This window comes from Nocardia sp. NBC_00881 (assembly GCF_045207455.1).
Taxonomy (GTDB): domain Bacteria; phylum Actinomycetota; class Actinomycetes; order Mycobacteriales; family Mycobacteriaceae; genus Nocardia.
In genome coordinates, this window is record NZ_CP108798.1 from 7,951,625 (window position 1) to 7,967,047 (window position 15,423).

Here is a 15,423-nt window from a genome sequence, read left to right on the forward strand (position 1 = left end):
GTCCCGGCTCGATCGTTGCTGCGCGGTTGAGCCGGAAAACTCACAAAACAGATGTTCCGGCTGTGCGAAGTCTTCCGAAAACACCTACTCGGCATTCCTGAGCGGGTATGTAACACAGATTTAACGCCAGGTGCTTACGCTCGCGGGCATGGATCGCCAGAAGGAATTCGTGCTGCGGACGCTCGAAGAGCGGGATATCCGCTTCGTGCGTCTCTGGTTCACCGACGTCTTGGGTTATCTGAAGTCCGTCGCGATCGCTCCCGCCGAGCTGGAAGGCGCGTTCGAGGAGGGCATCGGCTTCGACGGCTCCGCCATCGAGGGCTTCGCCCGTGTTTCGGAGGCCGACATGGTCGCCCGGCCGGATCCGTCGACCTTCCAGGTGCTGCCGTGGGCCTCCAGCAAAGGCCACCAACACTCCGCGCGCATGTTCTGCGACATCACCATGCCCGAGGGCTCGCCGTCTTGGGCCGACCCGCGCCACGTGCTGCGTCGCCAGCTCAACAAGGCGGGCGACGTGGGTTTCAGCTGCTACGTGCACCCCGAGATCGAGTTCTTCCTGCTGGAGAACGGTTCGAAGGACGGTGCCTCGCCGATACCGGCCGATTCCGGCGGCTTCTTCGACCAGGCCGTGCACGATTCGGCGCCGAACTTCCGCCGCCACGCCATCGACGCGCTGGAGTCGATGGGCATCTCGGTGGAGTTCAGCCACCACGAGGGCGCACCGGGCCAGCAGGAGATCGACCTTCGCTACGCCGACGCGCTGTCCATGGCCGACAACGTGATGACCTTCCGCTATCTGATCAAGGAAGTAGCGATCGACGAGGGCGTGCGGGCGACGTTCATGCCCAAGCCGTTCGCCAAGTACCCCGGCTCCGCGATGCACACCCATATGAGTCTGTTCGAGGGGGAGTCGAACGCCTTCCACGATCCGGACGACCCGATCAACCTGTCGGCGACGGCGCGGGCGTTCATCGCGGGCATCCTCGAGCACGCGCCGGAGATCAGCGCGATCACCAACCAGTGGGTGAATTCGTACAAGCGCCTCATCCACGGCGGTGAGGCGCCCACCGCGGCCTCGTGGGGCCGGTCCAACCGCTCCGCGCTGGTGCGCGTGCCGATGTACACGCCGAACAAGTCGTCCTCGCGCCGTGTCGAGATCCGCAGCCCGGACTCCGCCTGCAACCCCTACCTGGCCTTCGCGGTGCTGCTCGCGGCAGGTCTGCGTGGCATCGAGAAGGGCTACACGCTTCCGCCGGAGGCGGAGGACGACGTGTGGTCGCTGACCACCGCCGAGCGGCGCGCCATGGGCTTCCGCGAGCTGCCCGGCACGCTGGACGAGGCGCTGAAGGCGATGGAGCGCTCCGAGCTGGTCGCCGAGACTCTCGGCGAGCACGTGTTCGACTTCTTCCTGCGCAACAAGCGCAGGGAGTGGTCGGACTACCGCAGCCAGGTGACGCCTTATGAGCTCGAGGAATACCTGGGGTTGTAACCCAACGGATGTCCGGCGTCGGCGTGCCGACGGCCTCGGCCATGTAATTTGAGAGCTATGGTCCGGCCACCGTCTGCCCGTTCCGCTGTACCCGGCGTCGGTCGGCTCGGATTGCTCGAGCCGTCCGCAGCCGCGTCGCTGCGCGAATTGGGCTGGGACAACGTCGAAAGTATCCCCGTACTGTGGGCGCTGTCCCGCGCGCCGGATGCCGATCTCGCGTTGAGCACGCTCATGCGGCTACGCGAAAGCATCGGACCAGGATGGAATGCGCTGGATTCGGCGATCCGCACGGAAAAGTCGTTGCGCGGCAGGCTGTTCGCTCTGCTCGGTGCCTCCAGCGCGCTCGGTGACCACCTGGTCGCCGACTCGTCGGCCTGGAAAACTCTGCGCCGCAAGGATTTACCCGGACCTGACGAGCTCGTCGCCGACCTCCTCCAGGTGGTCGACGGGGTGCCGGAGGAGGGTGCCAACGCGGGCCCGATGCTGTTCCGTGCCGGGATCTCCGGTCCCGAGGTGGTGGCACTGCTGCGCAAGCGCTACCGCGACCAGCTGATGCTGCTCGCCGCGCTCGACCTGGCGGCCACCGTGGAGAACGAGCCGGTGCTGCCGTATCAGGTGGTCGGCAGGCATCTCGCCGACGCTGCCGATGCCGCCTTGACCGCGGCATTGTCGGTCGCGGTCGCGCGGGTCTGCAAAGACGGGCCGGTGCCGGTGCGGTTGGCGGTGATCGCCATGGGGAAGAGCGGCGCACGCGAGCTGAACTACGTCAGCGACGTCGACGTCGTATTCGTCGCCGAGCCCGCCGACACCACCGCGACCCGCCTGGCGGCCGAGATGATGAGCGTGGCGAGCCAGGCGTTCTTCGATGTCGACGCGGCGCTGCGGCCGGAGGGCAAGGCGGGCGCACTGGTGCGCACGCTGGAATCGCACGTCGCCTACTACAAGCGGTGGGCGCGCACCTGGGAGTTCCAGGCGCTGCTGAAGAACCGGCCGATGACCGGCGATCTCCGGCTCGGCGAGGAGTACCGTGATGCGCTGATGCCGATGGTCTGGTCGGCGTCCGAGCGCCCCGATTTCGTCGCCGACGTGCAGGCCATGCGCCGCAGGGTAGAAGACCTGGTGCCCGCCGATCTGCGCGAACGCGAACTGAAGCTCGGGCACGGCAGCCTGCGCGATGTCGAGTTCGCCGTGCAGCTGCTGCAATTGGTGCACGGGCGGGTGGACGAGACCTTGTACGCGCAGGGCACCGTCGAGGCGTTGACCGCGCTGGCGGCGGGCGGGTACGTCGGCCGTGACGACGCCGCGAACCTGACCGCGTCCTACGAGTTCCTGCGCTTGCTCGAACACCGGCTGCAGCTGCAGCGGTTGCGTCGCACGCACACGCTGCCCGCCGCCGACGACGAGGAAGGTATGCGCTGGCTGGCCCGCGCCGCGCACGTCCGGCCGGACGGCAAGCAGGACGCGGTGGGCGTGCTGGCCAGCGAGATCCGCCGAAACGCGATGCGGGTGCGCCGTTTACACGCCAAGCTGTTCTACCGTCCGCTGCTGGAATCTGTGGCGCGGATGGACTCCGACGCGCTGCGGCTGAGCCCGGAGGCCGCGATTCGGCAGCTGGCGGCCCTCGGTTATGTCGCGCCGGAACACGCGCTCGGGCACCTCAAAGCGCTGACCGGCGGGGTGTCGCGTAAGGGACGCATCCAAGCCTTGCTGCTGCCGACGCTGCTCGAATGGCTCGGTAACACGCCGAATCCCGACGCGGGGCTACTGGCCTACCGCCGGGTCTCCGAGGGGCTCGCCGACCAGATCTGGTTCCTGCGCGAGTTGCGCGACGAGGGGGCGATCGCGCAGCGGCTGATGATCGTGCTCGGCTCGTCGGAGTATCTGCCCGACCTGCTGATCAACGCGCCGGAGACGATCCGGATGTACGCCGACGGCCCCGGCGGTCCGCTGCTGCTCGGTCCGCAGCCCGAGGACGTCGCGCGCGGCATCCTGACCGCCGCAGCACGCTACGACGACCCGAAACGCGCTGTAGCCGCGGCACGTTCGCTGCGTCGACACGAGCTGGCGCGGGTGGCCTCGGCCGACCTGCTCGGCATGCTCGACGTGCCGCAGGTGTGCCGGGCGCTGTCGTCGGTGTGGGTCGCGGTGCTGGAGGCGTCACTGCGCGCGGTGATCCGGGCAAGTGCGGCGGAGCGGGGCGCGCAGGCACCCGCCGATCTCGCGGTGATCGGCATGGGCAGGCTCGGCGGAATGGAGCTGGGTTACGGCTCCGACGCCGACGTGCTGTTCGTGTGCGACCCGAAGCCGGGGGAGGACGAGACCAAGGCCGTCAAGTGGGCGATCGGAGTGGCCGACCGGGTGCGGCAGCTGCTCGGGGCGCCGAGCACCGATCCGCCACTGCACGTCGACGCCGGGCTGCGGCCGGAGGGGCGCAACGGGGCGCTGGTTCGCACGCTGGCCGCCTACGCCGCTTACTACGAGCAGTGGGCGCAGCCATGGGAGGTGCAGGCGCTGCTGCGCGCCCACCAGGTGGCGGGCGATCAGGAACTCGGGCTGCGGTTCCTGCACATTATCGACAAGGTGCGGTATCCGGTGGGCGGCGTCTCGGCCGATGCGGTCCGCGAGATCCGGCGCATCAAGGCCAGGGTGGATGCCGAGCGGCTGCCGCGCGGCGCCGATCCGGCCACCCATACCAAGCTGGGACGTGGCGGACTCGCCGACATCGAGTGGACCGTTCAACTGATGCAGCTGCGCCACGCCCATGACGTCCTCGGCCTGCACAACACTTCCACGCTGCAATCGCTGGACGTGATCGAGGAGAAAAAGCTGCTGGCCGCCGCGGATGTCGCGCTGCTGCGAGACGCGTGGCTCACCGCGACCAAGGCCCGCAACGCGCTGGTCCTGGTCCGCGGCAAGCCGACCGACCAGCTACCCGCCCCGGGCCGACTACTGTCCGCCGTCGCACGCGTAGCGGGATGGCCCAACGACGACGGCAGCGAATTCCTCGACCACTACATGCGCGTCACCCGCCGCGCCAAAGCCGTGGTGGAGCGGGTATTCGGTGCGTGACTCGGCGAAATAGGCTGTGGCTCATGCATTGCAGTAAGGAGGAACCAAGCTGTTCTCATGGGTCGAGGGTGAGACCGGTGCGCTCGGCACGTTGCTCTCCCCAGGTGTAGAGGGCGGTGAGGACGGGGACGAGGGTACGGCCTTCGTCAGTGAGGGTGTACTCGACCTGCGGGGGCACCGTGTCGAAGACGGTGCGGTGGACCAAGCCGTCGGATTCCAATTCACGCAGTTGCTGCACGAGCATTTTCTCGCTGGTGGTGGGCATCAGCCTGCGCAGCTCGCCGTAGCGGTGTACGCCCTCCTTCAGGTGGGCGAGGATCACCGGCTTCCACTTGCCGCCGATCAGGTCGACGGTCACCTCCACAGCGCAGTTGTAGCGCTTCTGGGGCATCGCCGACCTCCTAGGGGTACTCACTGAAAAGTGCGTTCTTGTAACACTGTAATCATCGCGGTTCCATGGATGCCGTTGCCATCACCCCACCGCAGACATGGAGCGAAACCCTATGAAGGTCATTGTTTTCGATCGTTTCAAGCCGGGCGTCACGCTGGAGACGATCAACCCGTACCTGCCCGAGGAGGTCGCCAATGTGTGGCGGCTCTGGAAGGCCGGCATCGTGCGGGAGAACTACGCGCGCGCCGACGAGCCCGGCGTGGTGATCGTGTTCGAGGTCGACAGCGTCGAGGAGGCGCGGAGGTACGTCGCCGACTTCCCACTCACCAAGGCCGGTTATCTGGAGTGGACCTACGTTCCGGTACAGGCCCCGCTGCCGCTGGAGGCGCTCATGGACGTCTCGGTCGACATCGCCGAGCCCTACGACCGGACCGCGTGACATGCGGCACGCGAACGGACTCAGCATTCCGCAATCCCTGTCGGACGCTTGCGATCCCGCGCGGATGGCGCTGCTGATCTACGACATGCAGGTCGGCATCGTGCGGCAGATCCCGGGCGGAGACAAGGTCGTTCAGACCTGCGTGCGGCTGCGAGATGCGGCGCGGATAGGCGGTTTTCGGGTCTTCTATACCCGGCATATGTCGCTGCCGATCGCGGCGTCGGGCGTGTCCCAGTTGCGCACCGCGATGTCCTGGCAGCGGGTGGACGACCCGACAGCCCTGCGTTCCAGTTTCCCGCAGGGCTCGCCGCAGTACCAGCTGGTGCCCGACTTGGCGCCCGGCCCCGACGAGGTGGTGTTCGACAAGATCACCATGTCGGCGTTCGCGGCCACGCCGCTCGACTTCGCCCTACGCGACTGTCACATCGACACCTTCGCTGTGGCGGGCATCGCGATGGAGGTGGGTATCGAGCCGACCGTCCGCCACAGCCTGGATTTGGGCTATCTGCCGGTCGTCGTGGCCGACGCGTGTGGTGCGGGACATCCTTCGGCCGCCGAACGATCACACGCCACATTGGAATTCGCGGGCGGCACGCTGACAGCGGATACCGCAGCCCTCGTAGATCTCATGAGCAGTCGATCCGACTGACGCCGAAGCCGGTGGGGGTGCCACTCCCGCTTTCCGGCACCGGCACCACCTCCACCGGCATCAACGGCCATTGTCAGCTATCGTCTGCGCCAATTCGGCGATGCGAGGCGCGTCGAACAAGGCCCGCACAGTCACCTTCACGCCAAGGACCTCCCGGATCCGAACGGCCAGTCTGGTGATCGAAAGGGAGTGTCCTCCGAGATCGAAGAAACTGTCGTCGATCCCGACCTGTTCCACCCCCAGCACCTCACCGAATAGTGCGGCCAGCAATTTCTCCTGATCGGTGCGCGGTGCCCGATACGCCGCATCGGCGTATTCCGGGGCCGGGAGTGCCCGGCGATCCACCTTTCCATTCGATGTCAACGGTAGTGTTGTCATCACCATGATCGCTGATGGCACCAGGTATTCGGGCAATCGAGACGAGACAAACCGACGTACCTCGCTTGCCGCCATGGCACTACCGTTTGCCGGCACGATGTAGCCCACCAGCCGTTTGTCGCCCGGTCGGTCTTCGCGTACCACCACCGCCGCACGTGCCACCGCGGGATGGGCGGCAAGCGCCGCTTCGACCTCGCCCGGTTCGATCCGGAATCCGCGAACTTTCACCTGGTCGTCGACCCGTCTTATGAACTCCAACTCACCCCCGTGATTCCACCGAACGACATCCCCTGTGCGGTACAACCGCTCACCGTCGGCCACCGGATATGGGCTCGCCACGAACCGCGAGGAGGTCAACCCCGCACGCCGCAGATAGCCTCTGGCCAATTGCACACCCGCGACGTAGAGTTCGCCCGCGACCCCGACCGGAACCGGACGCAACCGGCTATCCAGCACGTACAGCCGCGTATTCCCGACCGGCGAACCGATCGGCACAGTCGGGTCGGTCTCGGACAACGGGGAACTCATCGAAACGCACACAGTAGCCTCGGTGGGCCCGTACCCATTCACCATCCGCCTCGTGGCCGACCATCGCGCGACCAACCCGGGAGTGCAAGGCTCGCCTGCGACAACGAGATCGGTAACGGAACTCAGTTCCGCTGGGTTGATCCCATCGAGCACACCGGGAGTGAGAACCGCATGGGTCACTCGGCATTCGGTGATCAGGTCGGCGAGCTCGGCGCCGACCACCCGGCTCTGCGCGGGTATCACGAGTGTGGCCCCGGATCCGAGTGCCATCAGCAGTTCGAAGAACGCGGCATCGAAGCTGGCGGAGGCGAACTGCAACACGCGACTGTTGTCGTTGAGGTCGAGCAGATCACGCTGGGCGGCGAGTAGATTAGCGACGCCGGCGTGTGTGGTGATAACGCCTTTGGGCGTGCCCGTTGATCCAGAGGTGTAGATCACGTAGGCCGCGTTGAGTGGACTCAACGGGCGCAGGCCGTCGGTATCGGTGATCGGGTCGCCGCTATGTCCGCCCACGAGCGCTGCCGTGTCAGCGTTGTCGAGTGCGAGCACCGGAATGTCCGCCGACAAATCAATCGAGTCCGACGACAACACCGATCCGGCTGTGCTGGACTGGGCCAGGATCAATCGCACAGCGGCGTCGCCGAGCATGAATCCGACCCGTTCACGCGGGTAGTCGGGATCGATAGGCAGATACGCCCCGCCTGCTTTTGATATTGCCATGATCGCCACGATCATTTCCAATGACCGTGGCAACACGATCGCGACGATCCTCTCCGGGCCTACGCCGCAGTCGATCAGTACCCGCGCCAACCGGTTGGACTGTCGATCCAGCTCCAGGTAGGACAACGACCGATCGCCGGATGCTACTGCGGTGGCATCCGGCACGCGAGCAACCTGACGGGCGAACAACTCCGCGACCGTCAACGGTTGTACCGACGCAACACTTTTGCCGGTGTTGTTCCACTCCGCCAGCAACCTATGCCGCTCCACATCGTCGAGCAGATCGATCGACCCCGTCCGGGCGCCCGAATCGGCCACGACAGCTTCGAGCACTCGCCTCAGCCGAGTGAGCAACATCTCGATGGTGGCCGGATCGAACAGATCGGTCCGAAATTCCACCACGCCGTCTACCGCGACACCGCCCGTGCCGACACCACCGCGCTCGGTCATGCTGAAGGCCAAATCCATTCGAGCGGTACCGGTATCGACGAACTCCGAGCGTGCCTCCAGCTCGGGCCCCAGACCTTCGGCCGATACCGGATCGGCTTGCTCGGTGTTGTCCCAAGCGAGCATCACTTGGAATATCGGGTGGTGGGCAGTCGACCGCGTCGGATTGACGGCCTCGACGAGGCGCTCGAAGGGGATATCCTGATGGGCGTAGGCGTCCAGGCAACGTTCCCGCACCTGAGTGAGAAGCTCCGCGAAAGTGGGATCGCCGGAGAGATCCGTCCGCAGCACAAGGGTGTTCACGAAGAACCCGACCGATTCGTCGAGTGCCTCGTCGGTGCGTCCGGCGACAGCCGAGCCTAGGACGATGTCGTCTCCGCCGCCCATGCGCGACAGCAGCACCGTCAACGCCGCGTTGACAACCATGAAAACGCTTGCCCCATGGGCTCGGGCAAGTCTTTCCAATCCCGCACACAACTCGGCAGGCCACGAAAATCGCTCGGTTGCACCGATATACGACACTATTGGCGGGAAAGGTCGATCAACGGGCAGCATGATCCGTTCCGGCGTTCCGGCCAAGGCCCGTTTCCAATAGCTCAGCTGTTCGGCGATCCGACTGTCCGGATCAGCCTGCTGGCCGAGCAGATCCTGTTGCCACAGCGTGTAATCCACGTATTGCACCGACAACGGCATCCACTCCGGCGCTCGCCCCGCCCGGCGGGCCACATACGCCTGGCTGATGTTCCGCCACAGTGGTCGGATCGACCAACCATCAGCGGCAATGTGATGGACCACGATAACCAGCAGATGCCGGTCCACGCCCACGCCGAACAACCACGCCCGCACCGGGATCTCCGACTCCAGATCGAAGGCATAGTGCACCGCATCGGCTACCGCCGTTTCAGGCTCGACTTCCTGCGAGATCAGCAACCGCGGACAAACATCCTCGACCGGCAACACATGTTGATATGGGACACCGTCGCGTTGTGGGAACACCGTGCGCAGGCTTTCGTGCCTCTCCACCACATCGACCAGCGCGTCCTGCAGGGCCGTCGTATCCACTGCTCCGGTCAACCGCACAACCATCGGCATGTTGTAGGTCGCCGAAGGCCCTTCCAGCCGATGGAGGAACCACAGTCTCCGCTGCGCGAACGACAACGGCACTTCCTGTGGACGGTCTTTGGTAGTCAATATGGGACGCACCCGAACGCCATTTTCGAGTCGTGCCGCCAACTCGAAAACTGTGGGTGTGTCGAACAAGTCCCGCACACCCAACTCGATTCCCAACATCACGCGTACTCGATTGGCCAGTCTCGTCGCAGATAGTGAATGCCCACCCATATCGAAGAAACTGTCGTCGATCCCGACCCGTGCCACCCCCAACACTTCGGCGAACAATCCTGTCAGAATTTTTTCCCGCTCGGTCCGCGCCGCCCGATATGTCACGCCGGTGAATTCCGGAGCCGGCAGCGCCCGACGGTCCAACTTTCCGTTCTGTGTCAGCGGGAACCGTTCTACCACAACGACTGCTGCGGGCATCATGTAGTCTGGCAAACGGGATGCCAGAAATGGCTGTAGAACGCCTGTCAAGGCGGCGATTTCGCGGAAGCGCGCGGGTCTGTTGGTGAGCTTGTCCGCAGAGAATTCGTCAGTTGTCCTCGGCGTGTACGCTCCGATCCATGATGCGGCGGTCATCCGCTCCGATTCGGCGAAGACGACGTCGAACTGCTCAGGAATATTCGACCATGTCATGATTGCCCGATAGTTTTGTTCGGCGGCCAGACGGCTGAGTTCGGACGGGTCGATCCAATCTGGGTGCGGTGGCGCCGCGTTGAGATCGGCGAGGGCGGCGCCGAGAGATCCGCCGCCGCCCAGGCTGCGCTCGGCCATGATTTCCTGAAACAGGCGACCGTTGGGAATGCCGTCTACGCGAAGTACCGGAGGTGAATCGGCGCGCAGTTGGTGGATAAGTTCATCGATGCCACTCACCAGGTGTCCCCAACGCAGTCTCGGTGCATCTTCGAGTAGCTGTTGCGCGGCGCTCGGCTTGGTGTGAAGTTTCACATCGTATCGGTAGCGCGTCAGCTCATTGTGATGGGCGCCGTCCTTGATTCGGATATCGACACCCGCGATGCCGGCAGTATCGTTTGCGAACGTCACGAAGAAGTCCGGATCGACCATCAACTCCTTCTCTATGGTCATGGCCCGTTCAGCGGCTGTCAGTGCCGCCGTCGCCGTAGTTTCCGGCGTGGCATGATGTAGTTCGACCGCGGTGTGGAAACAACTCGCCAGGCGCAGGTTACGAACATCGCCGACAAATATCACGCCGTTCGCTCTCAGTAGCCGGGCAGCCGAGCGCAGCACCTCGACCAGATATTCCGCGTGCGGGAAGTACTGGACAACCGAATTGATGACAACCGCGTCGAAGAAGTTCTCCGGCAGGCCGATGGTGTCATCCGCACCTTGGCAGCGCAAATTTATCTCGCCTGCCAGGCCAGGACGTCCCACGAGCTGGGAGCTCAGGCGATCGATGACCGACTGGGATACGTCGGTGCCCCAGTAGCTTTCACACGTGGGCGCGACTCCACTCAGTATCAGGCCCGCGCCGACACCGATTTCCAGGACCCTTCTCGGAGCAATTTCCAGGATTCTTTGTACGGTCTCCTCGCGCCACTCGCACATCTCGGCCCGCGGAATCGGTCGATCGGTATAGCTGCTGTTCCAGCCCGAGAAGTCCGCTCCGAACGCTGGAACGCCGGACGCGTTATAGATATCGTCATAAACCTGCCGCCACGCGTCGACATGCTCGACATCCCTGGTCTCCGCGTGCATTCCGTTTGCCGGCACGATGTAGCCCACCAGCCGTTTGTCGCCCGGTCGGTCTTCGCGTACCACCACCGCCGCACGTGCCACTGCGGGATGGGCGGCAAGCGCCGCTTCGACCTCGCCCGGTTCGATCCGGAATCCGCGAACTTTCACCTGGTCGTCGACCCGTCTTATGAACTCCAACTCACCCCCGTGATTCCACCGAACGACATCCCCTGTGCGGTACAACCGCTCACCGTCGGCCACCGGATATGGGCTCGCCACGAACCGCGAGGAGGTCAACCCCGCTCGCCGCAGATAGCCTCTGGCCAATTGCACACCCGCGACGTAGAGTTCGCCCGCGACCCCGACCGGAACCGGACGCAACCGGCTATCCAGCACGTACAGCCGCGTATTCCCGACCGGCGAACCGATCGGCACAGCGGCCTGAGCAGGGGCCTGCGATACGGTGAATGAGGTGATCGCAACGGTTGTTTCAGTCGGACCGTAACCGTTGATGACGCGAACGCCGGGGATATACGTCAGGGTTCTCTCGACGAGTGCCGCTGTCAGGGGCTCGCCGCAGAAGAAGACAGCTTTTGCGGCGAGTTTCGCCGCATGGAGTTGTCCGATCAGCTCGCCAAATGCCGATGGCGCCGCACTGATGATATCGCCTGTCCACGAATCGCGCTCGGCCAACGCCAGAATATCGCGGACAATTTCGATGCTGCCGCCCGTGGTCAGCGTGCAGAATACTTCGAACACGGACACGTCGAATGTCAATGAAGTACTAGCCAGTACTCGTGATTCCGCTGTCATCTCTACCCGAGAGGACAGTTCGCGAATCGACGCCGTCGCGTTGTGGTGCGTGATGACGACGCCCTTGGGTACGCCTGTGGATCCCGAGGTGTAAATGACATAGGCCGGGTTGAGCGGTTGTAGTGGGAATAGGCGGTCGCTGTCGGTGAGGGGCGCGTCATCCTGCCCAGCCATGAGCCGGAGGGTCTCGGTGCCGTCGACTGCGAGTACCGATACCGCGGTCGGCAGATTGATGGTATCCGGGCGCATCATCGATTCGGCTGTCGCGGAATCGGTCAGGACCAGACGCGCGGCGGCGTCGGTGAGCATGAACCCGATCCGCTCGCGGGGATGGCGTGGGTCGATCGGCAAATACGCCCCGCCTGCCTTGATCACCGCCAGAATCGCGATGATCATCTCCAGTGATCGCGGCAGCATCACCGCCACAATCGTTTCTGGGCCGACACCTCGATCGATCAGTACCCGGGCCAGCCGGGTGGACTCGTGATCCAGTTCCGCATACCGCAGCGAACGATCGTCGAATATCGCTGCGACCGCGTCCGGTGTTCGATCGGCCTGACTGGCGAACAACTCCGCGACCGTAACCGGCGCCACCGTAGAATCCTTAGCATCCTTCCCTGTCCCCGACGTTGCCGGGTCGGCCTGTCTCGAACCCGCTGTAGGCGGGGTCGATGATTTGCGGGGAAGGGCGAGCATCATCGATGCGACCAGGCCTATCAGCAAGATCGCGGCGGGTAGATAGGTCGATTGGCTCAGCGCCGCACTGAACGGAGACTTCAAGAACTCGGGCACCTGCCAGGTATCAGCGGCTGCCGATGATGGAATTCCATGTGCTGTCATCCGAGCGGTGATCAACGCGCCGATCGTCGCACTGCCCAGGACCGAACCGACCAGGCGGGTGGTGTTGTAGACGCCGGCGCTCGCGCCGGCGTGGCGCACGGGGAGGTCGCGTGCGGCGGCGGCCGATAGCGGTGCCCAGATGCAGGCGGCTGCGAGCCCCATTGCGACGGATGAGAGCACAACCTGACCAACTGCGGTGGTCGGTGTCATTGCTGACGCCAGCCACGCCATCGAAGCGGCGAACAATAGGAAACCGAAGCTCGGAATCCAACGCGGGTGCACGTGGTCGGCTAGTTTGCCAATGAACGGGCCCGTGATGCCGGTGACGACCGCCATCGGGGCGAAAGCCAAAGCCGCTGCCATCGGTGACAGATCACGTACCGCCTCCAAGTAGAAATACGCAGGTACCATCAGGGCGGTTTCCGCCGCACCTGCTGCACACACCGCGACGTTGGCCGAAGCGAAATTCCGATAGCGGAACAGCCCTAGCGGCACCAACGGCTCGCCTCTACTGTGAGCCTGAGTCACGACGAACCCGACCAGCACCGTAAGTCCTACGCCGATCGATACCCAGACTCGTGTCGACCAGTGGTAGGTGTTGCCCTGCTGAATGCCGAACACCAACAACGTCATACCGACCGCACTGAGTGCCACACCGGGAAGATCGAGCCGATGTGTGTGGGTCGGCAACGCGGGCACCAGCCAGACCGCCAAGGCGAACGCGGTGACTCCCATCGGAATGTTGACGAAGAATATCCACGGCCAGCCGATCCGGTCGACCAGCGCGCCTCCGATGATCGGGCCGACCAGCATCGACAGCCCAGCGACGGACGCCCACAGGCCCGTCGCCGCGCCACGCCTGTCCGGTGGGAAGATCCGGGTGATCACGGCCATCGTCTGTGGCGTCATCAACGCTGCGCCGATACCCTGCGCCGCGCGCGCGGCGATCAGCATTTCGATGGATCGCGACAGGCCGCACCACAGTGAAGCGGTTGTGAAGACGACCAGACCGATCAGATAGATTCGCTTGGGCCCGAACCGGTCTCCGAGCCGTCCGGTCAGCAACAGGGGCACCGCATAGGTGAGCAGATAGGCGCTCGTCACCCAGATCACGCTGGACATATCAGCATTCAGATCAGCTTTGATCGCCGGAGTCGCGACCGCAACGATCGTCATGTCCACCAGGATCATGAAGAAACCGGCCAACAGCGCCCACAGCGCAGGAAACGGATTGTGTTCGGCGGGCAAGGTCGTTCCTTGTCTATTCTGGGACTTGTCGATTCGGCGCCCTCGGCATCGTGGATGAACCTGGTCGAGGTCTGGTTCGGCGTCATCGAACGCCAAGCCATGCATCGAGGCACTTCCGCGGTGTCCGCGAGCCGAACACCAAGATCCGCGAGTTCACCAACGGCTGGAACCGACACCCCACCCGCTCACCTGGACCAAAGAAAGCCGAGGAGATCCTCCCGGGGCCAACCGTCCAGAACGTTCAAATACTCGCCACAGCTTACCGTTCGATAACGATCGGGTCCATGGTGTCGGCAAACTGATGAATAGAACCCATTGGACCTGTTGAACGGTTCGTTGTACCACGAGTGGGTTCCGCTCAGGCGCCGGCGATCCCGGTGCGGCCCACTGAGTGACCGATCCTCCGCACCAGACCGGCATTGCGCCGTTTCCGCCGACCCATTGTGCATACTTCACAACACCCGGCTGAAAGTTCGGTCTCCCAAACCATTTCCCACCTCAGCCCGGCTCGCTAACCTCATGCATCACAGCAGATGGGAAAGTAGTCGAATTCAAGCCTGATACGGCTCCATGCTTCGCGTGATGGTGCGCCGCCGAATCAGGCGAATCACGTTGTCTCCGGGATGATCACGGAGAATCGGTCGCACTGTTCGAAGCTGAAAGTGCGAATTGTCTGTCCGTGCCCGGTGCCCAATTCGATGACGCGTCATTGAATTCTGGAAAGAGTCAAACAATGGTAAGAATCAGCCGAAAAGCGGCGGTGCTAAAACACCGCACACCATTTTCGCACATCGAATCCGAGGCAAGCGCACCTGTCATCGAGAAAACTTTGCCGCAGCTGCCCGGCCCACGTGTGTACCCCGAGTTCATGCCGTACCTCGACTTTCCCTTGATCACCAGGATGCTCCTGTACGGCGACGGCTCGACAACCGTATCGCTCCAGCAGATCACAGGGTCACGCATCGTCGCCGACGTTTTGCCGTCGTTCGCTGCCGGCGCGAATGTGCATCCTCGCTTCAGCGACGTCTTCGCCTCGACAGATCCGCACGATCTGTGTATCCGACATACCATATTGCGGGACGAGTCGGGCTCGGTCGTCAGCGAGAACCTCATCACCTACCGCGCGGCGGATGAGGACACTCTGATTCCTCCGGCTGGAGCTCCGTTCGGAATGCATACTCGTCGGCTCGGACTGTACGAGAGGCGGCGATTGTTCGATTCAGGGGTCACACGCGACTCGTTCGGCCTTCTACCACGGGCCTCGGTCGGGCGCTGCTACGAAATAGCGTTCTCATCGCTTCAGCGAGTGCTTGTGCACGAAGTATTCAACCCTGATCTGCTCGCGCCGTGGTCGCGGGGTGACAGATGCCAACGGTCGGACGAATACGCGGAGGGGCAGTCCTAGTTCTACAGCCGGCCTGTGTGGTCGGTGGTGATGGCGGCATGCGGTGCCTTGGTCGCTGGTCGGGGGCTGGCACGGACTTTCGCGGCACGGTCGGACCCTCGTCCATGGTTGTCGGTACGGGTAGGTCCGGCAGGGGAGCGGAGAGGTTGGAAGCTGTGCCGGATGGCGACGTGGGCAAGGTGATGTGACGAGAAGC

General features: G+C 64.0%; 6 protein-coding genes. 4 read left to right on the plus strand and 2 right to left on the minus strand.

From position 1 onward, the window contains the following. Positions 1 to 148 precede the first annotated feature (148 nt). Positions 149 to 1,489, plus strand: coding sequence for a type I glutamate--ammonia ligase (gene glnA / locus OH799_RS33800; RefSeq protein ID WP_406272861.1), 1,341 nt, complete (start codon positions 149 to 151; stop codon positions 1,487 to 1,489). Positions 1,490 to 1,546: 57 nt separating this feature from the next. Then, positions 1,547 to 4,558: a bifunctional [glutamine synthetase] adenylyltransferase/[glutamine synthetase]-adenylyl-L-tyrosine phosphorylase gene (locus OH799_RS33805; RefSeq protein WP_406272864.1), complete on the plus strand. Its 3,012-nt coding sequence runs from the start codon at positions 1,547 to 1,549 to the stop codon at positions 4,556 to 4,558. Between the two features lie 55 nt (positions 4,559 to 4,613). On the opposite strand, the gene OH799_RS33810 is transcribed toward OH799_RS33805, so the two are convergent. Beyond that, on the minus strand, positions 4,614 to 4,949 hold the full coding sequence (locus tag OH799_RS33810) for a winged helix-turn-helix transcriptional regulator (RefSeq protein ID WP_406272867.1): 336 nt from the start codon (positions 4,947 to 4,949) through the stop codon (positions 4,614 to 4,616). Between the two features lie 112 nt (positions 4,950 to 5,061). Between OH799_RS33810 and OH799_RS33815 the strand changes: the two genes are divergently transcribed. After that, positions 5,062 to 5,388, plus strand: a complete 327-nt coding sequence (locus tag OH799_RS33815; RefSeq protein WP_406272870.1) for a hypothetical protein — start codon at positions 5,062 to 5,064, stop codon at positions 5,386 to 5,388. Between the two features lies 1 nt (position 5,389). Continuing rightward, the gene (locus OH799_RS33820) at positions 5,390 to 6,037 is read left to right on the plus strand and encodes a cysteine hydrolase (RefSeq protein WP_406272872.1); all 648 of its coding nucleotides are present in this window, start codon (positions 5,390 to 5,392) and stop codon (positions 6,035 to 6,037) included. 60 nt (positions 6,038 to 6,097) lie between these two features. On the opposite strand, the gene OH799_RS33825 is transcribed toward OH799_RS33820, so the two are convergent. Beyond that, entirely contained in the window at positions 6,098 to 13,822 is a 7,725-nt protein-coding gene (locus tag OH799_RS33825; protein ID WP_406272875.1) for an amino acid adenylation domain-containing protein, read from the minus strand. Positions 13,823 to 15,423: the final 1,601 nt, after the last annotated feature.

What these genes read in the sequence shown, in the direction of transcription:
- glnA (WP_406272861.1), top strand. Translation starts at nt 149, where the DNA reads ATGGATCGCCAGAAGGAATTCGTGCTGCGGACGCTCGAAGAGCGGGAT.
- OH799_RS33805 (WP_406272864.1), top strand. Translation starts at nt 1,547, where the DNA reads ATGGTCCGGCCACCGTCTGCCCGTTCCGCTGTACCCGGCGTCGGTCGG.
- OH799_RS33810 (WP_406272867.1), bottom strand. Translation starts at nt 4,949, where the DNA reads ATGCCCCAGAAGCGCTACAACTGCGCTGTGGAGGTGACCGTCGACCTG.
- OH799_RS33815 (WP_406272870.1), top strand. Translation starts at nt 5,062, where the DNA reads ATGAAGGTCATTGTTTTCGATCGTTTCAAGCCGGGCGTCACGCTGGAG.
- OH799_RS33820 (WP_406272872.1), top strand. Translation starts at nt 5,390, where the DNA reads ATGCGGCACGCGAACGGACTCAGCATTCCGCAATCCCTGTCGGACGCT.